Annotated in this window: 23 protein-coding genes and 1 pseudogene; 19 read left to right on the top strand and 5 right to left on the bottom strand. The window is 54.3% G+C overall.

Annotation, left to right across the window (positions count from 1 at the left end; translation table 11 throughout):
* Positions 1-289 precede the first annotated feature (289 nt).
* The 4 genes from ACFFK0_RS22175 to ACFFK0_RS22160 all read left to right on the top strand — a co-directional run bounded on the left by ACFFK0_RS22175 (position 290) and on the right by ACFFK0_RS22160 (position 2035).
* A complete protein-coding gene (locus ACFFK0_RS22175) occupies positions 290-661 on the top strand; it encodes a hypothetical protein (protein WP_512700677.1) in 372 nt (123 codons plus the stop codon).
* Positions 662-758: 97 nt separating this feature from the next.
* Positions 759-1061 carry a hypothetical protein gene (locus tag ACFFK0_RS22170; RefSeq protein ID WP_377472545.1) on the top strand — a complete coding sequence of 101 codons (303 nt, stop codon included), beginning with the start codon at positions 759-761 and terminating at the stop codon, positions 1059-1061.
* 188 nt (positions 1062-1249) lie between these two features.
* Positions 1250-1699, top strand: a complete 450-nt coding sequence (locus tag ACFFK0_RS22165; protein WP_377472544.1) for a hypothetical protein — start codon at positions 1250-1252, stop codon at positions 1697-1699.
* 81 nt (positions 1700-1780) lie between these two features.
* On the top strand, positions 1781-2035 hold the full coding sequence (locus tag ACFFK0_RS22160) for a hypothetical protein (protein ID WP_377472543.1): 255 nt from the start codon (positions 1781-1783) through the stop codon (positions 2033-2035).
* A gap of 59 nt (positions 2036-2094) precedes the next feature.
* On the opposite strand, the gene ACFFK0_RS22155 is transcribed toward ACFFK0_RS22160, so the two are convergent.
* The 5 genes and pseudogenes from ACFFK0_RS22155 to ACFFK0_RS22135 all read right to left on the bottom strand — a co-directional run bounded on the left by ACFFK0_RS22155 (position 2095) and on the right by ACFFK0_RS22135 (position 8811).
* Positions 2095-3480, bottom strand: coding sequence for an MATE family efflux transporter (locus ACFFK0_RS22155; RefSeq protein ID WP_377472542.1), 1386 nt, complete (start codon positions 3478-3480; stop codon positions 2095-2097).
* A gap of 72 nt (positions 3481-3552) precedes the next feature.
* A pseudogene (locus tag ACFFK0_RS22150) lies at positions 3553-4466 on the bottom strand (D-2-hydroxyacid dehydrogenase family protein).
* A 145-nt stretch (positions 4467-4611) separates the two neighbouring features.
* Positions 4612-6435, bottom strand: a complete 1824-nt coding sequence (locus ACFFK0_RS22145; protein WP_377472541.1) for an alpha/beta fold hydrolase — start codon at positions 6433-6435, stop codon at positions 4612-4614.
* A gap of 71 nt (positions 6436-6506) precedes the next feature.
* A complete protein-coding gene (locus tag ACFFK0_RS22140; protein WP_377472540.1) occupies positions 6507-7106 on the bottom strand; it encodes a TetR/AcrR family transcriptional regulator in 600 nt (199 codons plus the stop codon).
* Between the two features lie 253 nt (positions 7107-7359).
* Complete coding sequence (locus ACFFK0_RS22135) at positions 7360-8811, bottom strand: MDR family MFS transporter (RefSeq protein ID WP_377472539.1); 1452 nt, start codon at positions 8809-8811, stop codon at positions 7360-7362.
* A gap of 211 nt (positions 8812-9022) precedes the next feature.
* Between ACFFK0_RS22135 and ACFFK0_RS22130 the strand changes: the two genes are divergently transcribed.
* The 15 genes from ACFFK0_RS22130 (at position 9023) to ACFFK0_RS22060 (ending at position 23514) form a co-directional block, all read left to right on the top strand.
* The gene (locus ACFFK0_RS22130; protein WP_377472538.1) at positions 9023-9493 is read left to right on the top strand and encodes a NanQ anomerase/TabA/YiaL family protein; all 471 of its coding nucleotides are present in this window, start codon (positions 9023-9025) and stop codon (positions 9491-9493) included.
* A gap of 268 nt (positions 9494-9761) precedes the next feature.
* Positions 9762-10574 carry a methyl-accepting chemotaxis protein gene (locus tag ACFFK0_RS22125; RefSeq protein ID WP_377472537.1) on the top strand — a complete coding sequence of 271 codons (813 nt, stop codon included), beginning with the start codon at positions 9762-9764 and terminating at the stop codon, positions 10572-10574.
* Between the two features lie 234 nt (positions 10575-10808).
* Positions 10809-11255 carry a hypothetical protein gene (locus ACFFK0_RS22120; protein WP_377472536.1) on the top strand — a complete coding sequence of 149 codons (447 nt, stop codon included), beginning with the start codon at positions 10809-10811 and terminating at the stop codon, positions 11253-11255.
* A gap of 1 nt (position 11256) precedes the next feature.
* Positions 11257-11481, top strand: a complete 225-nt coding sequence (locus tag ACFFK0_RS22115) for a helix-turn-helix transcriptional regulator (RefSeq protein WP_377472535.1) — start codon at positions 11257-11259, stop codon at positions 11479-11481.
* 26 nt (positions 11482-11507) lie between these two features.
* On the top strand, positions 11508-12065 hold the full coding sequence (locus ACFFK0_RS22110) for a DUF4386 domain-containing protein (protein WP_377472534.1): 558 nt from the start codon (positions 11508-11510) through the stop codon (positions 12063-12065).
* A gap of 349 nt (positions 12066-12414) precedes the next feature.
* Positions 12415-12594 carry a hypothetical protein gene (locus ACFFK0_RS22105; RefSeq protein ID WP_377472533.1) on the top strand — a complete coding sequence of 60 codons (180 nt, stop codon included), beginning with the start codon at positions 12415-12417 and terminating at the stop codon, positions 12592-12594.
* Positions 12595-12687: 93 nt separating this feature from the next.
* Positions 12688-13542, top strand: coding sequence for a hypothetical protein (locus tag ACFFK0_RS22100; RefSeq protein ID WP_377472532.1), 855 nt, complete (start codon positions 12688-12690; stop codon positions 13540-13542).
* 283 nt (positions 13543-13825) lie between these two features.
* Entirely contained in the window at positions 13826-15277 is a 1452-nt protein-coding gene (locus tag ACFFK0_RS22095) for a PTS mannitol transporter subunit IIBC (RefSeq protein WP_377472530.1), read from the top strand.
* 74 nt (positions 15278-15351) lie between these two features.
* The gene (locus tag ACFFK0_RS22090; protein ID WP_377472529.1) at positions 15352-17436 is read left to right on the top strand and encodes a BglG family transcription antiterminator; all 2085 of its coding nucleotides are present in this window, start codon (positions 15352-15354) and stop codon (positions 17434-17436) included.
* Positions 17433-17870 carry a PTS mannitol transporter subunit IIA gene (locus ACFFK0_RS22085; protein WP_377472528.1) on the top strand — a complete coding sequence of 146 codons (438 nt, stop codon included), beginning with the start codon at positions 17433-17435 and terminating at the stop codon, positions 17868-17870. The genes ACFFK0_RS22090 and ACFFK0_RS22085 overlap by 4 nt, the downstream gene beginning before the upstream one ends.
* Positions 17867-19030: a mannitol-1-phosphate 5-dehydrogenase gene (locus ACFFK0_RS22080; protein ID WP_377472527.1), complete on the top strand. Its 1164-nt coding sequence runs from the start codon at positions 17867-17869 to the stop codon at positions 19028-19030. The genes ACFFK0_RS22085 and ACFFK0_RS22080 overlap by 4 nt, the downstream gene beginning before the upstream one ends.
* 29 nt (positions 19031-19059) lie before the next feature.
* Positions 19060-20784 (top strand): phosphoenolpyruvate--protein phosphotransferase, encoded by a 1725-nt coding sequence (gene ptsP / locus ACFFK0_RS22075; RefSeq protein ID WP_377472548.1) that lies wholly within the window; start codon positions 19060-19062, stop codon positions 20782-20784.
* Complete coding sequence (locus ACFFK0_RS22070; RefSeq protein WP_377472526.1) at positions 20784-21047, top strand: HPr family phosphocarrier protein; 264 nt, start codon at positions 20784-20786, stop codon at positions 21045-21047. Before ptsP ends, ACFFK0_RS22070 begins: the two co-directional genes overlap by 1 nt.
* A 165-nt stretch (positions 21048-21212) precedes the next feature.
* Positions 21213-21650 (top strand): SRPBCC family protein, encoded by a 438-nt coding sequence (locus ACFFK0_RS22065; RefSeq protein ID WP_377472525.1) that lies wholly within the window; start codon positions 21213-21215, stop codon positions 21648-21650.
* Between the two features lie 28 nt (positions 21651-21678).
* Entirely contained in the window at positions 21679-23514 is a 1836-nt protein-coding gene (locus ACFFK0_RS22060) for a UbiD family decarboxylase (protein ID WP_377472524.1), read from the top strand.
* The last annotated feature ends 65 nt before the right edge of the window (positions 23515-23579 follow it).

Below are 23579 nucleotides of genomic sequence, written 5' to 3'. Positions count from 1 at the left end.
CCTTTCTATTAATTCCATTTTAATAGGTTTGAGAGTTTACACAAAGAATTTTACAGCCTCAGCATGCTCAGAAATCCAGAAAGAGTTGGATCGGATCCGAATCCTCATACCTGGATAGCCCACACATCGAGAATCGTTATGGAACATTCTATCATGTCCAACCTCTCAAGCATTTCAGCTAATTGAGCGATCGATCCTCGATATATTTACATCGGAGCCGTTTTTGTCCGAGTGCAGGAGATTACAAGGGGAAGCTTCCTGCTTGATCTGTTTGCGCAAGGAGAACTACGTGTGGTGGCTGTCCGTTGGAGACTGTATGTTATTTCTATCGCACGCGGAGCTGGCACGCTGGGGACAAGCCATGCTCAATCAACGGAATTTTTACGAATGGATTGGCAGGGTTAACACCTTTGAGCTTTCCGTTCCTTGCTACTCTTCAGGACGAAGGCAGCTGCGATCAGGGACTAGCGAAATCATAATGATTACCGATGGATTTTTGGATACTGGGTATGGATTAAATGGAATAGCGGACGTTCTGCAAGGCAGAATTAACATGAACAAGTTCTTTGAAATGCTCCACAATGAAAGTACCGTAGACAGTACAACGATGATTTATTGGTCGGTTGTTAATCCAAAATCGGCTGCCATTCCAAGTAATTGAAAGCGAGGCGTTACCATGTCGTGGAGCGAGCTGCGCATAATCCCAAATGAATACAATGATGAGATCAAAGCTATAACAATGGGCTGCCGATTTCAACATGGACATTTCTCAAATGAACTGGATCTTTCAAAGTCTTGCTGAACGTAACACCCCTGCTCGGCCCGATGGACCGGGCAAATTGCTGACTGTGCTGCCGCTGCTCAAAACATCCGTAGTAGATGGCTTCGAGTACGAGCTGACGCATGCCATGCAGCATGAACATGGAAGTATCGTGTTTCTCGAAATCAATCGATGTCAACTGGATGAAAGTATCGGCCCCATTTTCCCGCATTTGTTATTAGAGGTGAACGGGGGGCAGGAGTACAGCGTCCGCAGAAATGGTTCTCACAGTTTGCCTTGATTCCGTATGCTCATCCGTTGGAGATGCCTCCTAAGGAAGTCATTTTGGATCAAGAGGTTTCCTTCTAGCGGTTGCCTTGTTTTTACAGTCTTCGCCCCCATTCCCGATCCAGGTCAAATACGTTATAGTAGACTCATAACGGATTCCGAATACGAAATCGATTTCAATGATCGGGGAGAAGAGCTTGCATGAACTTTCTTGAATCAATATGGCACCATATCCAGTCCAAATCGATAATTAATTATCCTAACCCGATCGCGTTAAATATGGGGATGGCCTATACGGTAAAATTACCGGATGGGGTAACGAATCTGTTCTGGCTTCCTTATGAATATACAGGGCTGGCTTATCGCGATTTTGCCGGCGGGCAGTGCGTCGATGTCATGCCGTTTTACCGCGGAGTCATCATCGAAGAGGTCGTGCTGTCCAGAGGGACCGATTTACATAAGCCGAAGACCGAGCAAGCCTTCCTGCAATCGCTGTACGAGCATTCTTGGGAGATTCAAAAAGTGGTGTCCTCTGAAAAGTTCCAAGCGGCAGGCGGCTGGGGGATGGCTGCGGATTATTTGTATAAAATGCATTTCTTCTGCGATTGGCTAAGATATTACAATTCGGCAGTAACGATACCTAAGAGGTAGTGCGTGCTTTCACGCTCCAGCAAGTGGAGACTCCGCAAAATTGGTCAATACAGCCAGATACAGCTTCAGGGGGATGCACAGATGATCAAAAAACAGCACGTGGTATTTTTTGGGGCGGGGATTCTGCTCGGATTCGTATGGCTAGGGATTTCAGCTTGGTTTCATATTCCGTTTCATACGTCAGTTCCGATATATTTGTTACTCGATGCCGGAGGAATCGCCTATATCGGGTTTCGAGCAGCCAAAGTGCAGCGCTTGGCGGCCATGGGCGTTGTCTGCTATGCGCTTAGCGCGTTGTTCATATCGGTTGCATATTCGGTGTCGACAATACTGTAAAATAGACAAATTAGCCGTGCCGCACTTCACTGCGGTCACGGCTTTTCATATTTCTCTCTTCAGCCTGCACTGGCTGTTGCAGAGGAATGCGGCTTCACCAGTGCTTTGCGCTCCCAGGCGCGGCTTCGCCAGCGGAGCAGCATCAGCAGACCCCGGATCCATTCGTCGGCTGTAAACGCGATCCATACGCCGAGCAGCCCCATCTCCATCCGAATGCCGAGCCAATAAGCGAGAGGCACGGCGACGCCCCACATCGACAAGACGCCCATCAATACAGGGAATCTGGCGTCTCCCGCGGCGCGCAGCGAGTTGATAACGACAAGATTAAACGTGCGGCCCGGCTCCAGGATGATCGAGAGCAGCAGGATGGAAGAGCCGATCGCGATAATTTCCGGATTGGCGGTAAACAGCCCCAGCAAACCCTCGCGGAATATCGAAGCGGCCCCGACGATCCCGAAGGTCACAAGAAAGCAGAAGCGGAGGCTTCGCAGCAATCTTCGGTAAGCCAGTTTGTACTCCCCCGCACCGACCATATGGCCGATGAGGATTTCCGTACCCGCACCGATCGCCATGCCAAGCGCCATGTAGTAATTGGAGATGTTCATGACATAGACATGGGTGCTTAACGCAGCCTGCCCGATTAGGTTAATAAAGCTGACGATCATCATGTGCTGCGATTGCCAGGAGAGGTGCTCGCCCGCAGCCGGAAGCCCGACGCTGAGCACCTGCTTCAGGTGCTGACCTTTAATGGATACATAATCCTTCCAGCGAATCGGAACGGTAATGCGCCGGTATAGGAAAATAAACAGCACTGCCAGTCCTAGCAGCCGGCTGCCGACCGTTGAGACCGCCGCTCCCGTTACGCCAAGCTCGGGAAATCCGAAATGGCCGAAGATCAGCAGGAAATTACCGGCGACATGGATGATATTGACGCCGAGCGTCACATACATGACATCCCTGGTGTACCCGTAAGAGCGGATGACGGAAGAAATCGCATTCGACAGCGCCTCAACCCATATGAATGCGCCGATCAGACTTAAATACTTCACGGCAATGGCGATCTGATCCTGAGGCAGATTCATCAGACGCATGATCGGCTCGCCGAAGGAGAAGAGGAGCAGGCTCACGACGATACCGAACAAGCCGTTGACCGTGATGGCCAGAGCGGAGATGCGGCTCGCATCCTGCGCCCGTCCGGCGCCGAGATATTGGGTGACGGCGACGCTGGTGCCGATTCCGACAAAGCCGAACATCAGAATGCAAAAGACGATGATTTCATTAGCGAGGCCAACCGCCCCCGTCACTTGGTCGGAGATGCGGCTGAGCATAAAGACGTCGGCCGAGCCCAGCATCATGCGCAGCACCATATCGACGAATATCGGCCAAGTGACTGCGAATAGACTCAGTTTCTTCCATGAAGGTAAAGCGGATTCTTGAAGACTCACAACGGTTCGCTCCCCGGTTTCCTAAATGCTCAAAGTGTAGGATATGAGAGCGATTGCAGTCAAATGTTACTTCTAGCCATTGCTCAATACACGAACCGGCGTCCCTGCCAAGTAAGCCTCGATGTCCTCTACAACCCCCTGATAGAACGCCCGATAGCTGGATTCGGTCACATAACCGATATGCGGCGTGGCGAGCACGTTAGGAAGCGAACGCAGCACATGGTTGTGAGGCAATGGCTCGATATCGTATACATCCAGACCAGCCCCGGCAATCCACCGATGGCTCAGCGCTTCCAGAAGAGCTTCCTGATTTATGATCGGTCCGCGGGACGTATTGATCAAGTAGGCAGTGGGCTTCATTCGCTTCAGTTCGCTCCGGCCGATTAGCCCTCTGGTACGTTCGCTAAGAACCAAGTGAATCGAAACAAAGTCGCTGCTCGCGAGCAGCTCCTCTTTCGATGAGGCCAATTGGGCTCCTGCAGCTTCGGCCTTTCGCCGGTTAAATTTTGACTCCAGGCGACAACCTTCATCCCGAACGCATTGCCGATACGAGCGACATTGCTTCCGATACGTCCGAGCCCTAACAGGCCGAGTTGCTTGCCGAACAAATCAGTGCCGATCGTACGCTGCCACGGGCCGTTCGACCGCAGGGCCTCGTTCTCTTGAACGAGATGTCTGGCCAGACCTAATAGTAACGCCCAAGTCAGCTCTGTCGTTCCTTCGCCGCCGCCGCCCGTGCCGCATACGGTTACACCATGCCTTTGTGCGGAAGCCAAATCGACCGATGCGTTCCTCATTCCCGTCGTTACGAGCAGCTTCAAGCTGGGGAGACGCTGAAACAGAGCATCGTGGAAAGGCGTGCGTTCACGCATAATGACGACAATTTCACTGTCACGGATCGCGGCGATAAGATCGTCTTCATTCGTAAAATGCTCGGAGAAGACACGCAGATCCAGCTTCCCGTCAAGCCGCGACCAATCTGCCATAGATAAGGAGACTTGCTGGTAATCGTCCAAAATAGCGCAGCGATAAATCATTGTCATTGTGCCGGCCTCCTTCAGGTAAGGTTTGCATAATCATTGTACCTGCATAGCATATTCCGGACAATGAGCCTGGCTCCGCTGCGGAAGCCTACGAAAGGATCGCGCTTCGGAGCCAATCCGCCGTTGGAAGCGGAGCTTCGATCGGGAATTGGTGACCATAAGGGAGCGAGTGAATGTCGAAGCGCCGGAACGGTTCCGGCAGAAAAAACGCGCGTTCCCGCTCGCCCCGCAGCATCAGCACCTTGTCCCGATTCCAGGTTTCCGGCCGCAGCTCGAAGGAGCGGGTTCGCGTGAGGAGCGACATCGCCCACGCGTTCGTATGGCGGATGCGCGGCGATCGAAGCTCGCGGATCGTTGCTGCGACGTACCCTTCCATCAGCTCTCCCCCCTCGGGGAAATCGCCGCCCTTACGCAGCTCGCTTCCGAAAGCGGACGACTTCAACCGCTTTAAGATCGTACCGGTGAGAGCCGAAGACCTATATTTCAGCGATAAAGGGTGCAGAACGGGCTGCAGCAGCGCCAGCTTCCGAATGCGGGGCTCGATACGCTCCATGACCTTCGCGGCGATCAGTCCGCCGAACGAATGACCGGCCAAGACGACCGGCTCCTCCAGCTGGGCAATGAGCGCGGTTACGGCTTCCACGCAGTCCTCGATCAAAGAAGAGCCGCGCGAGACCGGCGATCGGCCGAATCCCGGCAAGTCTATCAGAATTGTCCGATGACCGTTCAGCCGCTCGGCAACAGGGACGAGCCGGTCTGCGCTGCTGAACGCGCCGTGCAGCAGCACGACCGGCGGCCCTTCTCCTTCTCGTTCCAATGTGACGACCTTCGATCTTCGCTTCTGCATGAACGGTTCCGGCACTGCGGATTGAGGGTGGGTTAACCGATAGTCCAGATCGGCGATAACGAAAGGAAGGGTGTCCTTCGCCAAAGAGGTGCGCTCTCCATGCTTCTCCTCGATGTCCGTCTTCGAGCGAACCGGGAAGTCCCGATCCACGATGAAGTTTAAAGATTCTGAGGGAATGCCAAGCCGTTCCCCGATGCCTGCGCCAAGGGCCGCTTTCAACAACCTCGGCGGCACGCTGCCGATCGGCTGCATCGTCCGCAGCTCGGTCGCGATGGTGCGGATCAGCTCGCGCATGGTCGGACTGCCGCTCCGGGGATCCAGCAAGTAATACGTATCGCTGGAGATGTTTTCCGTGCTAACGAGGTTGGCGACAAAGGAAGCGACATGGTCCAGGTGCACCATTGGAAGCCAGTAACGGTCTCCTCCGGGTACGAGGGGCATCAAATTTCTGCGCACGGCGTCGACCAAGATCCCGAGTCCTCCGAGCTGTTCCGTCATCCCGGTTAAGGAGTCGCCGATCACGACGCTCGGATTGACCGTGGACAACGGGATCGAGTGCTGGTAGAGCGCTTGCCGAAGGTAGGCGTCCGCTTGAAACTTCGAACGTTCGTACGGCGGGGCATGCCCGAGTGCAGCGTCTTGGTCCGTCAGCGCGTTCGCTTCGTCGTACGGACTCATGAACCCGACGAGATGGATAAATTGCTTGAGCCCTTTGTTCCGATGAATTCGCACGGCCAATTCGGCCAGCTCCTTCGCCGGATGAAGGAAGGCACGCTCCGCCTCCGCTGCGCCCAGGCGAATGTTCATGGGACCGCCCGCATGTATGATCATGTCGGTGTCAGAGACACGCTCATAATTGGCCGAACTCAAGCCCAGGCGCGGTTGTGATAAGTCCCCGGCGATCGGCACGACCGCCTGCGATACGCTTAACGGCAGCTGCGCGACCGCCTGGCGGAAGCGTGGCAGATCGCGCACCAGCGCATACACCTCATACCCCTGTGATGTTACCGTGGCCAACAAGGCCTTTCCGATGAAGCCGGTTGCTCCAGTTAGGAAAATTTTCATTATGAAGTCCTCCTTGATACTGGAATTAGTACTGATTAGTACTATTTAATCCGAAAAAAGCGCCTAAGCGATTAAAGCTTAAGCATAAGCATGGAAACCAGACCTAGATACAGCTCCTCCAGCAGCTGTGGACGTCCGCTGGCTTTAGCGACGAACAGCGCGCCTTCGACGGATGACACGATCAGTGCGGCCGCGGCCGCCGCAGGCATATCCGCAGGGAGCTCACCTCTGCTCTTCGCATTCTCAAGCATGCGTTCGACCCCGCTCAATTGGCGGTCGAAGAACGCTTTGATCTTCGCCGCGACTTCCGGGGAGTCGTGAGCGGTTTGCGTATACAGGGTGAGGAAGGGGCAGCCCCCCAGAATGTCCTGCTGTTCCTGTTGGTCGGCGAACAGGCGGAGCATTCGTTCCAAGCGATCCGGAATGGACCAATCGTCCTGCGACAACACCAGCGAAATTTGCCGATCGTAACGATCGATGAATCGATCAACGATGGCGAGTAACAGTTCTACTTTGTTTTTGTAGTGATAATAGATGTTGGTCTTCGAGACGCCGCTTACGGCGACAATTTCGTCCATGCTCGTCAGCTGATATCCGCGAGTCAGGAAGAGCGACGCAGCCGTCTGAAGCACGATCTCCTTGTTGGACAGACGTGATGGGTTCTTTTTCATATTTGCTACTATACAGTACTAAAAATGAACGGTCAAGCCGGGGGGAGAACGCATGCCGGAATATGCGTTTGTCTGCAGGGATAGTCAGTGTACATAAGCTGCGTCAATGGCCTCCCATAGAAAGCGTCGTCGGGGCGGGCCTCGCACACGTAGTGGCCAAATGCAGGCCGCTGGCGACGGTTAAAGGTGTATAAGGGTCGCCGACAGGGCCGTCTTCAGGCCATTGCACCGCGAGTGCGGTTTCATGCAGTTTTCACGGCATCTGCTTCACATTGTTAACCTTCGGAACTAGTCTGGCATTTCCCATCAAGATGCAGGCAATCAGAGCGATGATGACAAAGCCGAGCCCTAGGAGGAAGATGCCATTCAGGGCATCGCCCAGTATCATTTTATCGACCAATTCGTTTACGCCAGATCCGATTCGCTGTGTCAACAAGCTGCCCAGCACGCTAACCCCAATGGTTCCTCCGATAGAGCGGAATAATTGGGATGATGCGGTGGCGACACCTCGGTAAGTAGGCCCCACAGCACTTTGGGCAGCAGTTCCGATGACCGGATAAACCGCACCCATGCCCAGGCCCGTAACGATCATGTACAATACCAGCTGCGGCGGAGTCGTATCAGCCGTCATCCCGCCTAGCAGCCCGAATCCGATTGCCATCAGAGCCAGACTGGGAACGAGAATGGCCCGATACGAGACCTTGCTCATGAGCTTGCCGCCGAGTGTCGTCGTCACGACTACGGACAGCATCAGCGGGATCAGGATGGAGCCGGCATAGGTCGGGCTCACTTCCATCACGTCTTGGGCAAACAGAGGAATGAACGTAATGGCACCGAACATACCGGCGCTCATAAAAAATCCGGCAACGTTGCCGAAAGCGATGACGCGGATTTTGAACAGGTGAAGCGGAAGCATCGGCTCTGTCGCTTTCGTCTCGATCCACAGAAACAAAGCAAGAAAGAGGGCGCTTAGACAGAACAAGGCGATAACGCTGGGCGAAACGAAAGTGCTATGACCGGAGCTCCCTGAGGAATCCCCGCCGAAAACGAGCGCCAGTAAAAGAGAGACGATCGAGATGGTGAACGAGACGACTCCGGCCCAGTCGAAAGGTTTTCTTGTATAACGCTTGGTTTCTTTCCAAGCAGCCATCAAGCAAATGGCCGGAACCCCCAACGGGAGGTTGATCAAGAAAATCCAGCCCCAGCCTAAGTGTTGGGAGATCAGTCCGCCGAGTGCGGGTCCGAGAATGCTGGAAATCGAGAACACGGCGCTAAACAAGCTCATGAACTTCCCTCTGGATTCCGGCGGGTACAGATCCCCGACTATGGTGAATGCGATTGGCATTAAGGCGCCGGCGCCCAATCCCTGAATTCCTCTGAAGACAATCAATTGCGTAATGCTTCCCGCGAATCCGCAAAGCACGGAACCGGTCAGGAAGAGGGATAAGCCGATTACGTACACATTTCTGCGGCCGAATACATCCGCCATTTTCCCGTAAACCGGGATCGTCGCCGTCGAAGCTAACATATAGACCGTGAAAACCCAGCTGTAAAGGGATAATCCGTCTAATTGATTGATGATGGTCGGCATGGCCGTGGATACGATAGTCTGGTCTAGAGAGGCTAGGATCAGTCCCAACAATAGGCTGATGGTGATTGATTTTACTTGCGGCTGCCGATGTGGAGCAGAATGTTCGCTGGACATGGCATTGTACGCTTCCTTTCCATATATTGCTGGCCCGCGGAAGCAGCAACAACAATATACCGGGAAACCGAAAAAAAGAATAGACTTATTCTTTCCGGTGAATTATTCTATAGCTAGAGAGCGCCCCGAGAGAAGGTGCTCCTTTTTCTATTTTTTGGGATAAAATTGTGATAAGATAAGTAACAACGATCTATGAGAGGATTGAACCGTTATGATTTTCAGCGATATTAGACTTTTCGAAGAGGAAAAGCATACATACCCCGCGGCCGTCCGCAGAGGGCTCGAGTATATTAGAAGCCAAGATTTTAGCCGAATGGAGCTCGGGAAATACAGCATCGAAGGCGATGACATGTTTGCGCTCGTGCAGGAAATGAACACAGGCCCGAAATCGGAACGAAAGCCGGAATCTCACCGCAAATATTTGGATATTCAGTACTTGGTGAGCGGAACGGAAATCATCGGCGTGGGGAAGAAGAACGAAGCTAACGAGGTGCTGGAGGACGATTTGGCGAATCGGGATATCGTGTTTTATCGCAACTTGACGGACGAGACGGATTTGCTGCTGAAGCCCGGCATGTTCGCGGTATTTTACCCAACGGATGTCCATCGTCCCGGTGTCATGGCGGCAAGCGAAGAACGGATCCGCAAGGTCGTCATCAAAATTGCTATGAGTTTGTTGTAATGGATAGACGAGGCAAATAACAGCTATGAGAGACTCGGTTTCGTTGAGTCTCTTTTTCATTTTATGAATAGATAGAAGCAGCTTATCCGTGGATAAACCTATATCGCTGAGTTGAATACGATTGTATCGGAACCATTTGAAATAACCGCTCAGTGAAATGGTTGCCGGCAATTCAATCAATGTCAAGATCGAATTTTGAAGGGATTTGACGTTTAATATCGAAACCTTGATCAAATTGAGATATTATTTGAGACGAGGTAAAGAGAACATGCATCCAAGACTAGCATTTTTTCTGGAAAATTTAACTGCCATTCAGAATTTATTTTTTGATGGGGCTGCTATGCTCTTAGCAGATGATAAAATTGTTCTGGAGTCATTATCTTCCGATAAAATCTCCTTTAACAACAAAGGGATGCCAGTAGATCGGTTTAAGGGAAGCGTGTCGTATAAAGCCTTAACAACGGGGAAGTTGATCAAGGAGGAACGCGGACCGGAAATGTTCGGATTCCCTTATTTCTCAACGGCTGTACCGATCTTTGACGATGACGGAAAAACGGTAATTGGTGTCATATCTGCTTCAACAACGAACGAAATGCTAAATAAAATACGGCACGAGGCTTCTAATTTGTTCTCAATTGTGGAGAAGATGTCTGCTACAACCGTACAAATATCTTCCGGTTCTCAAAGTTTGGCCAATGATATGAAGGGGTTCTCGGCAGTATCCCAGGCGATGGTGGAAGATATCCAGAAGATCAGGAAAACGCTGGAGTTCGTTCAAGAAGTAGCCGGCCAATCAAACCTGCTTGGGTTGAATGCAGCTATTGAGTCCGCAAGAGTTGGGGAAGCGGGTCGGGGATTTTCCATAGTAGCCCAAGAGATTCGCCGGATGGCTGATAAATCGAAAGAAGCTTCTTTGATCATCAAAGAACAACTTAGCTCAATCCAAGCATCTGTAAAACAGTTTGAAAGCTTCATTCACACGATTACTCACAATACTGACCTGCAGGCCATGAGTCTGTTTGAGTTAAATCAGTCTTTTGAACATATTGTTTCTACGGCAGAAAACTTGGCTAATAATTAATTCCCTTCTTCAAGACTGGCTCTATTGCGTTGGCTGAGCCAGTTTTGTTCATGCAATGGCCTGTACCGCAGGAGCTCATTCACTGTTCAGCTCATCGTTATAGCCGGAACGCGCCATACTAGGCGATTTCCGGTCTTCGATGTAAATCAAACTTGACATAAAGAATATTATAGATTACATTATGTACATAAAACTTAACTCGATGTAAAAAATACCGAACGGGTGGTGCCGCGAATGACTTATCAAGAAAAGAAAAGCATCGTTACTTTGATTAGCGCCATAGTTATTTTCGTAGGTTATGGTGCTTACATGTACCCGAAGCTGCCCGAAGGGGGGCTGGAATCGGCGGAAACGTTTCGTTACTGGGGCTCCTACGTACTCATCTTGACTTTGGTTTCCATTATCGCTCATATCGTGATCAGCATTGGATTTAACATTGTTTTTAGGATTACGACGGGGGAGAAGGAGCCGAGCTTCGCGGATGAGCTGGATAAACTCATTGATTTGAAGGCAGCCCGAAATTCATTCTTCGTATTTATCGTCGGCTTTCTTATCGCTATGGGATCGCTGGTTTTCGGCGAACCGACGCAGGCGATGTTTGTGATCCTGATCGTGTCCGGGTTTATGTCCGATGTGACCGGTTCCGTTACAAAACTTTATCACTACAGGAGAGGAGTCTAAGATGGGCAAATATCTTGTCGGCAATCATATTCGAAAATTACGTTTCAACCATAACGAAATGACACAGCAGCAGCTGGCTGACAAGGTGGGCGTGACGAGGCAAACGATCGTCGCGCTGGAAAAGGGCAATTACTCCCCGTCCCTGGAGCTGGCCTTCCGCATTGCCCACGCCTTCAATTTGCCGCTGGAAGAAGTGTTTTTTTACGGGGAGCCGGCTAAGGAATAATTACATGACTATGGAGGAGATCAACGGTGTTTGCTAACCAGCTATCTGCGAAGATTGTAGGAGTGCTGTTTATCCTGGCGGCGGTTTCGTCGATCATCGGGTTGATGTTATACGATCCGATCTTGAACGGGCCGGATTATTTGCTTCAAGGTTCCGCCTACGGGGGCCAGGTGACCCTGGGGGCGCTGATGGAGCTGATTCTCGTCGTTTCGGCTGTCGGTACGGCAACGTCCATGTTTCCGATCTTAAGAACATACAATGAAACGATAGCTCTATGGCATGTTTGCTTCAGGTTTCTTGAGGCCGTAGTTATTACGGTCGGTATCATCAGCGTACTGGCGCTATTGACCTTGAGCCGGGAGTTTGCAGCGGCGGGAGCCCTCGATACCGCCTCGTTTCAAGCTGCAGGCACGTCATTGAAAGCGATACATGACTGGACATTTTTGCTCGGTCCCAATTTCATGCTGGGCATTAATACGATGATGTACAGTTATATCTTTTATCGAACGAAGCTCGTACCGAGGTTTATCGCGATTCTGGGAATGACGGGGCAGCGCTTATTTTTCTGTGCGCCTTATGCGTGATGTTCGGGTTATTCTCGCAACTTTCGGTTTGGGGCGGTTTATTGGCGGTGCCGGTAGCGGCGACTGAGATGACGCTGGCCGTATGGCTCCTTGTGAAAGGCTTCAACTTCGCTTCGATCCCAAACAATAGACAGCCAGGGATTTCCGTGCCCGCCCGTTGATGATCGGCGCCTAAAAGACTTACCCCGCATGGATTCAACTACACCCAATGAGAGGACCTCATTCCCGCTTGTACGGCGGAATACGAGCCCGGACTTGCTGGCCTGGACGTTTCCGCAGCAAGCTCGAGCTCAGCTCCGACCGGGTGATTGATGCTTGCCTATATCCGCAGCCCGCGGGAGGATTCCGGATGTGGTACAAGGATGAGGCGAACGGCTCGGCGACGTACGCGGCGGACAGCGCGAATCTGTACGATTGGCAAGTTATCGGCCCCGTGATCACCGGCCGGCCGCACGAGGGGCCGAATGTATTTTACTTCAAGGACAGCTATTGGATGATCGTGGATGCGTTGAGCCTGAGACCGGAATAAACGGCAAGCGAATCCAACGGAAGGCGCAGCCTAACCGAATCAATGGAATGAATCGGGGACATAATGGTAGGGGTAGAGAAAGGAAAATCGCTCATGCCTAATTATGTCCCTTATTTGGTGCTCTGTCTCATCCATATCCCGATGCTCATTACGGTTGCGGTGCGCAAACGGCAGTACAGCGTCATCGTCGTCAGTCTCGGTTTTTCCGGAATCGTCTATGTTGTGGAATATGTCATTCTTGTTCTTCTGGGGAGCTACAGTTACTATCCCGGGCTGCTTCCCGACCGATTTCAGGACAGTGTGCTGGGGGCCGTAGTGTCCAACCTCATCGCTATCCCGGTTACCGCCACGGTCATCGCCGTTAATCAACTGAGCAATAAGTGGATTATGGGAGCCGTACTATTATTTGCGTGTACAGAATGGCTCTTTGTCAAGCTCGGCGTTTATGAGCTGCACTGGTGGAGAATTCCATACACCTCGATCTGTTTGGTTGTCTTTTTTTCGTTCGGGAGGCTGTGGTACAAGGGTTTGATGCGAAGAAACCGATGGTGCCGGTTCGTTACTTTACATATGCAAACGTGGAGCATGGTTGCGACAATCATGTTTTTGTTTAACATTTCAGGTATACGGCTGTTTCATCTGGGCCTGGTGGAGGAAGTGCACCGCGACGATATTATGCTGGCCTCAATCTTCGGTTTTGCGGTATCTTTGCTGATCGCAGCTGCGATTTTGTTCACGAAGCACATCCTGTGGAAGCTCGGGGCGCTGTTGTTGATCGTTGCATTGAATGCGATCATGGCGCATTTCGGATACTTGGACATTAAGATTTCCAATTGGCTGTACTACGCAATATACATACCGAGTATGGCTTTGTGCATGTGGCTGTGCGAGGTCGCGCAACGCTCCTTACAGCGAATTGCACGCGCTGGAAGCAGTGTGCCGCAATAAGCTCTATTTTTCCTAATGAAAGGCCTCATTCCCCGCTTGAAGTGGAGACGGAGGTCCTTTTTGCTAGCTTTGGGTTATTCTCACGTCAGGCGAAAGCGTCTGAAGCAGCCTCTAGCTAATTGAAAGCCGCTTACTTATTGTACTAGGAGTTAATAAAATATTGGCAACATCAATGATGACGAAATCGCCTTTTCCTTCAATTGATCGTGAAAGCGCTTTTGCATTAGGATGAATACAGAAGCAGTTAACTACAAATGACTAACAATAAAGGGAGGTAATCCTAGTGGCAACAACTTCAGCTTCAGGCACGACTGCAGAAGCCGCAGGGGATTTGAAAGTCAAGGTACAGCGTTTCGGCCGCTTCTTGAGCGGAATGGTCATGCCGAATATCGGCGCTTTTATCGCATGGGGGATTATTACGGCGCTGTTCATTCCGACCGGCTGGATCCCGAACGAATATTTGGCCAAGCTGGTCGATCCGATGATTAAGTACTTGCTGCCTGTCCTCATCGGTTATACCGGGGGGACGATGGTGCACGGTACGCGCGGCGGCGTCATCGGTGCCGTAGCCACAATGGGCGTCATTATCGGAACCGATATTCCGATGTTCCTCGGCGCCATGATTGTCGGTCCTTTCTCGGCGTGGGTGCTGAAGAAGTTCGACAAAGCGATCGAAGGCAAAGTGAAATCCGGCTTCGAGATGCTCGTCAACAACTTCTCCTCAGGCATTATCGGTGCGATTCTTGCGCTTCTCGCCTACACGGTTGTCGGACCGGTCGTGCAAATCTTCAGCAAGGCGCTGGCATCCGGCGTTCAAGCACTTATTAGCGCAGGGCTGCTGCCGCTGGCTAACGTTCTGATCGAGCCGGGCAAGATTTTGTTCCTGAACAATGCGATCAACCACGGAGTGCTGAGCCCGATTGCGCTGGATCAGGCAGCCAAGACCGGCAAGTCCGTCCTGTTCATGCTCGAATCGAATCCGGGCCCGGGCTTGGGCGTACTGCTCGCCTACTGGCTCGTCGGCAGAGGCTCCGCCAAGCTGTCGGCGCCGGGTGCGGCCATTATCCATTTCTTCGGCGGGATTCATGAAATTTATTTCCCGTATATTCTGATGAACCCTCGTCTCATCTTGGCTGTAATGGCCGGGGGAGTTACCGGTACGTTCACCTTCCTGCTGTTCGGCGCGGGCCTCGTTGCTCCGCCTTCCCCGGGAAGCATATTCGCCTACATTGCGATGGCGCCTAAGGGCGGGCTTCTGCCGGTATTCACCGGTGTCATTACGGCGACGATCGTCTCGTTCCTTATTGCGGCTCTGCTGCTGAAAACAACGAAGAAGGATGAGCAGGAAGACGATCTGGAGCAGGCGACCGAGAAAATGAAGCAAATGAAAGCGGCTTCCAAGTCGGAAGCGGCCGGCGCTGCGGCAGCACCAAGTGCCGAGCCGAAACCTACGGCGACGGCGGATGTGCGGAAAATCGTCTTCTCCTGCGACGCCGGTATGGGCTCGAGCGCAATGGGGGCATCCATTCTGAGAAAGAAAATGAAGGATGCGGGAGTCGACGTGACGGTCGTGAATACGGCAATCAGCGAAATTCCGAGCGATGCCGACATCGTTATCACCCACAAGTCGCTCACGGATCGTGCCAAAGCCCAGCAGCCTCGGGCCGAGCACATCTCGATCGATAACTTCATGAAGAGCCCGGAATATGACGAATTGGTCAAACGTCTGAGCTGACGCCGTCCCTGTAATCTACTTAACGCTGGCTGCCGCCGGCGTTAAGTCCATTTTATTTACGAGGAAGATTCGTTATGCAGGTAAAGGGACGGCAACGCCAAATTTTGGAGCTGCTGCTGCGGCGCCGGGACGAAATGACGGCAGGAGAGATTGCGGAGGATATCCGAGTCAGCGTCCGCACGGTGCATCGGGAGCTGGCCGAATTGGAGACCTTGCTGGCAGCCAGCGGGGTAACGCTGCAGAAGAAATCCGGTCGGGGCATTCAGCTGCAAGCGGAAGAACCCGAGCTGGAGGCGCTTCGGGAGCTGCTCGCCAGCGGCGAGACGTCGAATTATTCTTCGGCGGAACGCAAGGTGCTCATTGTTTGCGCGCTGCTGAAGGAGCCGGAGCCGGTGAAGCTGTTTGCGCTGGCCCATGACTTGGGCGTTACGGTAGCCACTGTGAGCCACGATCTGGATGAACTGGAGAGCTGGATCGAACGAAGCAGCCTGAAGCTTGTGCGAAGAAGGGGCTACGGCATTGAAATTACGGGCCCGGAAAGCCGGATGAGAGATACGATTCGTCTGCTGGCGCGCAATCATCTCGATGACGACGAGCTGTTCGGCCATACCGCGGCAGCCGGCTTATACCCCGTGAAGACGGAAGTTCTCGCTTTGATGGGAAGAGAGCATATGCCGGCCGTGGAGGAAGCGCTCTGGAATGCGGAGGAAGGCTGGCTGAACGAGCTGTCGGAAAGCGATTATACGGACTTGCTCATCCGGCTCACGGTAGCTGTGAACCGGATTCGGCAAGGGAAGCTGATTGAGCGCGGAGAGGAAGCGGGCGCTGCGCATGAGGAATACGGCGCAGGATCGGGCAATTGGCTGACGCGGCTTTCGGAAGCGCTGGGGATCGATTTCCCGCCGGCGGAAACGCGGCATTTGATCGGTCTTGTGGAGCAGATCAGGAACGCCGGGCCGGATCGGCTGCTGCCCGAGCATGCGCTTACCATCAGGGAGCTCGTTCAGCGGCTGACGGAGAGGATGGAAGCGGAGTGCCGCGTTCCATTCGGCATCGACAGGCCGCTGCGCGAAGGGCTCGTTACGCACTTGGAGCATGCCGTTCATCGGCTGGAGGAGGGAGCGACGATCCGCAATCCGCTGCTCGCTTTAATCAAGCGGGATTATGAGCCGCTATTTGCCGCCGTCCGTAAGACGGTCAATGCGACGATTCCGGATTTGCCGGTTCCGGACGAAGAGATAGGCTTTCTTGTTATGCATTTCGGTGCGTCCGTCGAGCGTCTGAAGCAGCCGGGACGCGAGGTGAGAGCGCTGATCGTCTGCACGAGCGGAATCGGTTCGGCGAACATGCTGGCGGTTCGTCTCGGCAAAGAATTTCCGCAAATCCGGATTGTGGGCAACAGCTCGTGGTTCGAAGCGCCCCGCATTCCGCAAGACAGCTATGACTTCATGATTTCGACCGTGGATTTGCCGATTGAAGCGGAGCGCTATATCAAGCTAAGCCCGCTGCTGACGAAGGAAGAAACCGACAAGCTGAGAAGCTTCATTCAGGAAGTGACCTTGAAGCTGACTCCGGCCAACCGGCCTGAAGGACCTCCGGCAGCGGAAGGCTCGCTGGAACGGCTGGTTCGGCTGCAATCGTACCTGTCCGGCATCGTCAGTCTTGTCGGCCGATTCGAGGTCTACGAGCTTGATCCGTCAGGGCGAACGCTGGAGGACACGCTGCGGGAAGCGTGCGGGCGGATTGCACATAGGGAGGACGGCGGGCTGCACGATGCGGAAGCGGTCGTACAGCTGCTGATCGAGAGACAGCGGGCCAGCAGTCAGCTCATTCCGGACACACGCATCGCGTTGTTCCATACGCGGAGCGAGAGCATCGACCGCCCCTCCTTCAATTTATTCAGGCTTACGACGAGCCTGGAGCTGGAGCCGGACGGGTCGGGTACGATCGATCAGCTGCTGCTGATGCTGGCCCCTCGACAATTGTCCAAAGAAAGCTTGGAGATTTTGAGCGAAATCAGCTCGCTGCTGCTGAACGAAGCGCTGGTGTCGCTGCTCGAGACGGGACGGCCGCACCGGATCAGGTCGTATTTGGCACAAGCGCTTGAAGAATTCATCATCCATAAAAAATATTCGGTTATAAGGAGAGACCTGCGATGAGTGTACTATCGGTCAATAAAGTGAAGCTGAATGCGAAGGCTGAAGATAAGTTCGAGGCGATTCGATTGGCGGGCAAGCTGCTCGTCGATGCGGGCCATGCCGCTCCGGAATATATCGAGAAAATGATCGAGCGCGAAAATACGCTGTCCACTTACATGGGAGGCGGGCTGGCGATTCCGCACGGCACGCAGGATTCGAAAGGGCTGATCAAGTCGACCGGATTGTCGATCGTCCAGCTCCCTGAAGGGGTGGATTTCGGCGACGGCGAGAAAGCGCAGCTTGTAATCGGCATTGCCGCTCTTGGCGACGAGCATATGGAAATCTTGACGAACGTGGCGATGATTTGCTCGGAGGAAGAAAATATGGAGCGCATCGTCAAAGCGGAATCGGCGGAGGAAATCATCGGTATCTTCGAAAGCGGGATGGGGGCATGAGGGCGGTCCATTTCGGAGCGGGAAATATCGGCAGAGGCTTTATCGGACTGCTGCTGTCGCAGGCGGGGTACGAGGTCGTCTTTGTCGACGTGAACGATGCCGTCGTTGCGGAGCTGCAGCGGCGGAAGGAATACGTCGTAACCTTCGCCAGCGATGCGGGGGAGAAGATTCGAGTCGGCGGCGTAACGGCTGTCGACGGCAAGGACTTGGCGCTAGTGGCTGCTGCGGTGGCTGAAGCGGATTTGGTCACAACGGCTGTTGGCGTCAACATTTTGAAGCACATCGCCGAAGGCATCGCCCGCGGAATCGAGCGGAGACTGGAGAACGGGTCTGCGAGCCCGCTTCACGTCATCGCCTGCGAGAACGCGATCGGCGGCAGCACGCAGCTGAAGCATCACGTATATGAGCGCCTGAATGCGGAATTGCGCGGCAAAGCCGATCAGCATGTCGCCTTCCCGGACGCTGCCGTAGACCGCATCGTTCCGCTTCAGCACCACGAAGATCCGCTTGCCGTGACGGTAGAGCCTTATTGCGAATGGGTGGTCGACCGTTCCATGATGCTCCCCGGCGCGAAAGAAATTCAAGGCGTCCATTACGTCGACCGCCTGGAGCCTTATATCGAGCGCAAGCTGTTCACCGTCAATACGGGCCACTGCTGTGCCGCTTATTTCGGATATATCCAAGGCTGTGCGACGATTCAGGAGAGCATGGCGGACGATCGGATTGCGCAGCGGGTACGGGCAACGCTGCAGGAAACCGGCGCATTGCTGACGGCGAAGTACGGCTTCGACCCGGCCGATCATGAACGGTATATCGGGAAAATTTTAGAGCGTTTCCGAAATCCGCACCTGGCGGACGAGGTCGAACGAGTAGGCCGGTCGCCGATCCGCAAGCTGTCTCCGGACGACAGACTCGTCCGGCCGGCGCTGCAGCTCCATGAGCAGGGAGGCAATCCGGAGCATCTGGCGGAAGCGATGGCCGCTGCGCTGATGTTCGATCCGGAGTCCGATCCGGAGGCGCAGGAGCTGCAGAAGTCGCTTCATTCGGAAGGCTTGGAACGGACGATCACGGCCTATACGTCGCTGTCCGCAGACCATCCGATTCATCGCCGTATCGTTCATCATTATGAACGGCTGCGGGAACACGCTGCACAACAGTAATTCGGGGAGGGAAACCGATGGCGAAAATGATGGCGAAGGAACTGACCGGTACGGCCGCATCCCCCGGCATTGCTATCGCGAAAGCATATCGATTGAAGCATTCGGCATATGTGCCGACAAAAGTTACGGTAAGCGACAAGGAAAAGGAGAAGCTGCGGCTGACGAAGGCGGTAGAGGAAGCGCGTACGGAGCTTGAGGGGATTCGGGAGCTGACGGAGCGGCGGCTGGGGGCGCAGAAGGCGGAAATTTTCGAAGCGCATATGCTGCTCCTCGAGGATCCCGACTTGATTGATGCTACACGCGAGAAAATTGCCGACGAAGGCATCAATGCGGAATATGCGCTGCATGAGGTGGCGCAAAGCTTCATTGAGATTCTGAAAGGCATGGATAACGAGATGCTGCGGGAGCGGGCCGTCGATGTCGGCGACGTCGCGGGACGCGTAATCGCCCGCTTGCGCGGCGAGACCTTGGCGACCGCTGCAGCCATCAGTGAAGAGTCGATCGTGATTGCCGAGGATCTGACGCCTTCGGACACGGCGCAATTGAATCCGGATTACGTTCTCGGCTTTGTTACGGAAATCGGCAGCCGCACGTCCCATTCGGCGATTATGGCCAGATCGCTGGAGCTTCCGGCGATCGTCGGGGCCGGCTCCGGCGCAGCGGAAATCGAGAGCGGCGTAACGGTCATTCTGGATGCGCTCGACGGGCGCGTGCTGATCGATCCGTCCGAGGAGGAGCTCAGCCGCTACCGTCTCAAGAAGGAAGCTTACGAAACGAGACGGAAGGAGCTGCGCAAGCTGGTCGACCGTCCGACCGTGACGAAGGACGGCCACCATGTCGAGCTTGCAGCTAATATCGGCAGCGTCGAAGATCTTCAGAAGGTGCTGGAGAACGGCGCCGAGGGCATCGGCTTGTTCCGGACGGAGTTTCTGTATATGGGCCGCAGCTCGCTGCCAACGGAGGAAGAGCAGTTCCAAATATACAAGCATGTGCTCGAGAAGATGGCCGGCAAGCCGGTTGTCATCCGGACGCTGGATATCGGCGGGGACAAGGAGCTGCCTTATATGAAGCTTCCGTCCGAAAGCAATCCGTTCCTCGGCCTCCGCGCCGTACGGCTGTGCCTGAGCCGCCCGGATTTGTTCCGCACCCAGCTGCGGGCGCTGCTGCGCGCCAGCGTGTACGGCCAGCTGCGGATCATGTTCCCGATGATCGCCGTCATGGAGGAGCTGAAAGCAGCGAAGCGGCTGCTGCAGGAAGAGAAGGAGAAGCTGCTGAGCGAAGGGGTCCAGGTGTCGGACCGGATCGAGGTCGGCATGATGATCGAGGTGCCCGCCGCGGCGCTCGCCGCCGATTTGTTCGCCAAGGAAGTGGATTTCTTCAGCATCGGCACAAACGATCTGATTCAATATACAATGGCGGCCGACCGGATGAACGAGAACGTGTCTTATTTATATCAGCCTATTCATCCGTCCATTCTACGGCTCATCCGGACGGTCATCCAAGCCGGCGAGCAGGCGGGCAAATGGGTCGGCATGTGCGGGGAAATGGCCGGCGACCCGAAGGCGATTCCGATTTTGCTTGGGATGGGGCTGTACGAGTTCAGTATGAGCGCCAGCTCCATATTGCCCGCGCGGCAGTTTATGCTGCAGGCCTCGCGAAGCGAATGGGCGGCGTCCGTTGCCGAGATTATGGCAATGGACAGCCAGGAGCAGATCGAGCAGTATGTAAACACGAAGCTAAGGAGCGAAGCTTAATGAAAACACAAACTTATACCGTGCTGAATCCGGCCGGATTTCATGCGCGTCCGACGAAATTATTCGTTCAGAAGGCAAGCGGCTTTCCATGTAAGGTGAGTGTCGGTAAGGGAGACAAGAAGGTGAACGGGAAAAGCTCGCTCAGCATGCTGACTCTCGGCATTGAGGTAAACGACCGGGTGACGCTGGAAGTGGACGGCGAGCAGGAAGATCAAGCTCTGGCTGAGCTGGGAGAAATGCTGACGAAAATTTACGAAGAATAAATGGAATGTTTGAGGAAGGGCGCTTATCGAGGCGTCCTTTTTGCGTCCGGGGGCTGTCTGGACGAACCTATGCATCCGCTCTGTGTTCTATGGTAGAATAAGGCTGACAAAGTAACGGATTTGGCATTGGCATGAAACGGAATTGCTAGAGAAGAGGTGCGACTTATGAGCAACGACTGGGCTGCCGGCACGTCCAAGGCGGTCGGACAAACCGCTTCCGCCGGCTTTCAGATCGGCGTGCGCAGAACGCTGCCGATGACGGAGGAGCAGGCGTGGTCTTTCCTTACTTCCGCCGAGGGACTGAAGCTGTGGCTCGGCGAAGTGTCGGGTTTTGCCCTTCAAGCAGGGGAATCGTTCGTATCCGAGGAAGGCATCTCCGGAGAATTCCGGGTCGTCAAGCCGAAGCAGCAGCTGCGGCTCAGGTGGAAGCCCAGCGGCTGGGCGGCTCCTTCCACGCTGCAGATTCGATTGCTGCCTGCAAGCTCCGGCCGAACGACGATCAGCTTCCATCAGGAGCAGCTGGATGGACCGGAGACGCGCGAGCGGATGAAGCTTCATTGGGAACACGTATTGGACGAGATTCGGCGTTATACCGGCGAGTGATTTTACATCTATAGATTGGAGCAAGCGGATGAGTTATCGAAGTTTGGAGCAGTGTGTGATTGATTTGGAAAAGCACGGTCATCTCGTGCGGATTCGGGAGGAAGTGGACCCGCATCTGGAGATGGCCGCCATTCATTTGAAGGTACATGAAGCCGGCGGGCCGGCTCTGCTGTTCGAGAATGTGAAGGGTACGAAGTTTCGGGCCGTGTCCAATCTGTTCGGTACGGTGGAGCGCAGCAAATTCATCTTTCGCCATACATGGGAACGGGTGCAGCAGGTTATCGCGCTTCGAAACGATCCGATCAAGGCGCTGAAGCAGCCTTGGGCGCACCTCGGCAACGGGCTCGCCGCCATGAAGGCGCTGCCGCTGAAGACGTCGTCCGGTGCGCCGGTTTCCGCCCAGGAGATCAGCATTACCGACCTTCCGCTGATTCAGTCTTGGCCGATGGACGGCGGCGCATTCGTTACGCTGCCTCAAGTATATTCCGAAGACCCGGACAAGCCGGGCATTATGAATTCCAATCTCGGGATGTACCGCATCCAGCTGAGCGGCAACGACTATGTGCCGAACCGGGAAATCGGCTTGCATTACCAAATTCACCGCGGAATTGGCATCCATCAAGACAAAGCGAACCGGAAGGGGACTCCGCTGAAGGTCAGCGTGTTTATCGGCGGACCGCCTGCGCATACGCTGTCCGCGGTCATGCCGCTGCCGGAAGGAATGAGCGAAATCACGTTCGCGGGCTTGCTCGCCGGGCGCCGTTACCGCTACAGCTACATCGATGGACATTGTATCAGCAACGACGCCGATTTCGTTATCACCGGCGAAATTCGCCAGGGAGAGACGAAGCCGGAGGGCCCGTTCGGCGATCACCTCGGCTACTACAGCTTAACCCATCCTTTCCCCGTCATGCACGTGCATAAGGTGTATGCGAAACCGAACGCCATATTTCCGTTTACGGTCGTAGGACGGCCGCCACAGGAAGATACGGCGTTCGGCGAGCTCATTCACGAGCTGACCGGAGATGCGATCCGGCAAGAAATTCCCGGCGTGAAGGAAGTGCACGCCGTCGATGCCGCGGGTGTCCACCCCCTGTTATTTGCGATCGGCAGCGAGCGGTACACGCCTTACGAGCCCGTGAAGCAGCCGGCCGAGCTGCTGACGCTGGCGAATCGGATTCTCGGTACCGGGCAGCTGAGCTTGGCGAAATATTTGTTCATTACGGCGGAAGAGTCCCGGCCGCTTGACACGCACGATGTGGCGGATTTCTTGACGTATATGCTGGCCCGGATCGATTTGCGCCGGGATTTGCATTTTCAGACGAACACGACGATCGACACGTTGGATTACTCGGGTACGGGGCTTAATACCGGCAGCAAGGTCGTATTCGCAGCAGTCGGCGACGTGAAGCGGGAGCTGTGCGCGGACGTTCCCGGAGCTTTGCGGGAGCTGCGGCGGTTTGCGAATCCGCGGCTCGTCATGCCGGGCGTTGTGGCAATTCAGGGTCCGGCGTTTACGAGCTACGAGGAAGCGCAGCAGGAGCTGGACGAGCTATGCGCAGCGATTGCGGCGAGAGGGCCGGTTCCGGGCTGTCCGATGATCGTGCTCGGCGACGACAGCGGCTTCATTAGCGAGACGCTGAACAATTTCGTCTGGACCACGTTCACCCGCAGCAATCCGTCCCATGATCTGTACGGCGTGAACAGCTTCTACGACAACAAGCATTGGGGCTGCGACAACGTGATTATCGACGCCCGCCGCAAGCCTCACCAAGCGCCGCCTCTGGTCGAAGATCCGGCTGTAGCGAGGCGCATCGAGCGCTTGTTCGTCAAAGGAGCCAGTCTGGGCGATCTTGGTATTTGAGATTGGCTCTCTTGGGGGTTCTCTTGATCGTCATAGATGATGAAGAGAAGCCTCTTTTTCTAATT

It is taken from the genome of Paenibacillus chartarius (assembly GCF_042432825.1).
GTDB lineage: Bacteria > Bacillota > Bacilli > Paenibacillales > NBRC-103111 > Gordoniibacillus > Gordoniibacillus chartarius.
Note: the sequence above shows the minus strand (reverse complement) of the source record. Positions and strands in the feature narration are given on the sequence as shown.

Coding starts and splice junctions, on each gene's coding strand:
- ACFFK0_RS22135 (WP_377472539.1), bottom strand. CDS start 8,811: ATGTCCAGCGAACATTCTGCTCCACATCGGCAGCCGCAAGTAAAATCA.
- ACFFK0_RS22065 (WP_377472525.1), top strand. CDS start 21,213: ATGAGCAACGACTGGGCTGCCGGCACGTCCAAGGCGGTCGGACAAACC.
- ACFFK0_RS22060 (WP_377472524.1), top strand. CDS start 21,679: ATGAGTTATCGAAGTTTGGAGCAGTGTGTGATTGATTTGGAAAAGCAC.
- ACFFK0_RS22160 (WP_377472543.1), top strand. CDS start 1,781: ATGATCAAAAAACAGCACGTGGTATTTTTTGGGGCGGGGATTCTGCTC.
- ACFFK0_RS22100 (WP_377472532.1), top strand. CDS start 12,688: ATGCCTAATTATGTCCCTTATTTGGTGCTCTGTCTCATCCATATCCCG.
- ACFFK0_RS22120 (WP_377472536.1), top strand. CDS start 10,809: ATGACTTATCAAGAAAAGAAAAGCATCGTTACTTTGATTAGCGCCATA.
- ACFFK0_RS22170 (WP_377472545.1), top strand. CDS start 759: ATGGACATTTCTCAAATGAACTGGATCTTTCAAAGTCTTGCTGAACGT.
- ACFFK0_RS22115 (WP_377472535.1), top strand. CDS start 11,257: ATGGGCAAATATCTTGTCGGCAATCATATTCGAAAATTACGTTTCAAC.
- ACFFK0_RS22070 (WP_377472526.1), top strand. CDS start 20,784: ATGAAAACACAAACTTATACCGTGCTGAATCCGGCCGGATTTCATGCG.
- ACFFK0_RS22105 (WP_377472533.1), top strand. CDS start 12,415: ATGTGGTACAAGGATGAGGCGAACGGCTCGGCGACGTACGCGGCGGAC.
- ACFFK0_RS22085 (WP_377472528.1), top strand. CDS start 17,433: ATGAGTGTACTATCGGTCAATAAAGTGAAGCTGAATGCGAAGGCTGAA.
- ACFFK0_RS22140 (WP_377472540.1), bottom strand. CDS start 7,106: ATGAAAAAGAACCCATCACGTCTGTCCAACAAGGAGATCGTGCTTCAG.
- ACFFK0_RS22165 (WP_377472544.1), top strand. CDS start 1,250: ATGAACTTTCTTGAATCAATATGGCACCATATCCAGTCCAAATCGATA.
- ACFFK0_RS22090 (WP_377472529.1), top strand. CDS start 15,352: ATGCAGGTAAAGGGACGGCAACGCCAAATTTTGGAGCTGCTGCTGCGG.
- ACFFK0_RS22080 (WP_377472527.1), top strand. CDS start 17,867: ATGAGGGCGGTCCATTTCGGAGCGGGAAATATCGGCAGAGGCTTTATC.
- ptsP (WP_377472548.1), top strand. CDS start 19,060: ATGGCGAAGGAACTGACCGGTACGGCCGCATCCCCCGGCATTGCTATC.
- ACFFK0_RS22130 (WP_377472538.1), top strand. CDS start 9,023: ATGATTTTCAGCGATATTAGACTTTTCGAAGAGGAAAAGCATACATAC.
- ACFFK0_RS22145 (WP_377472541.1), bottom strand. CDS start 6,435: ATGAAAATTTTCCTAACTGGAGCAACCGGCTTCATCGGAAAGGCCTTG.
- ACFFK0_RS22125 (WP_377472537.1), top strand. CDS start 9,762: ATGCATCCAAGACTAGCATTTTTTCTGGAAAATTTAACTGCCATTCAG.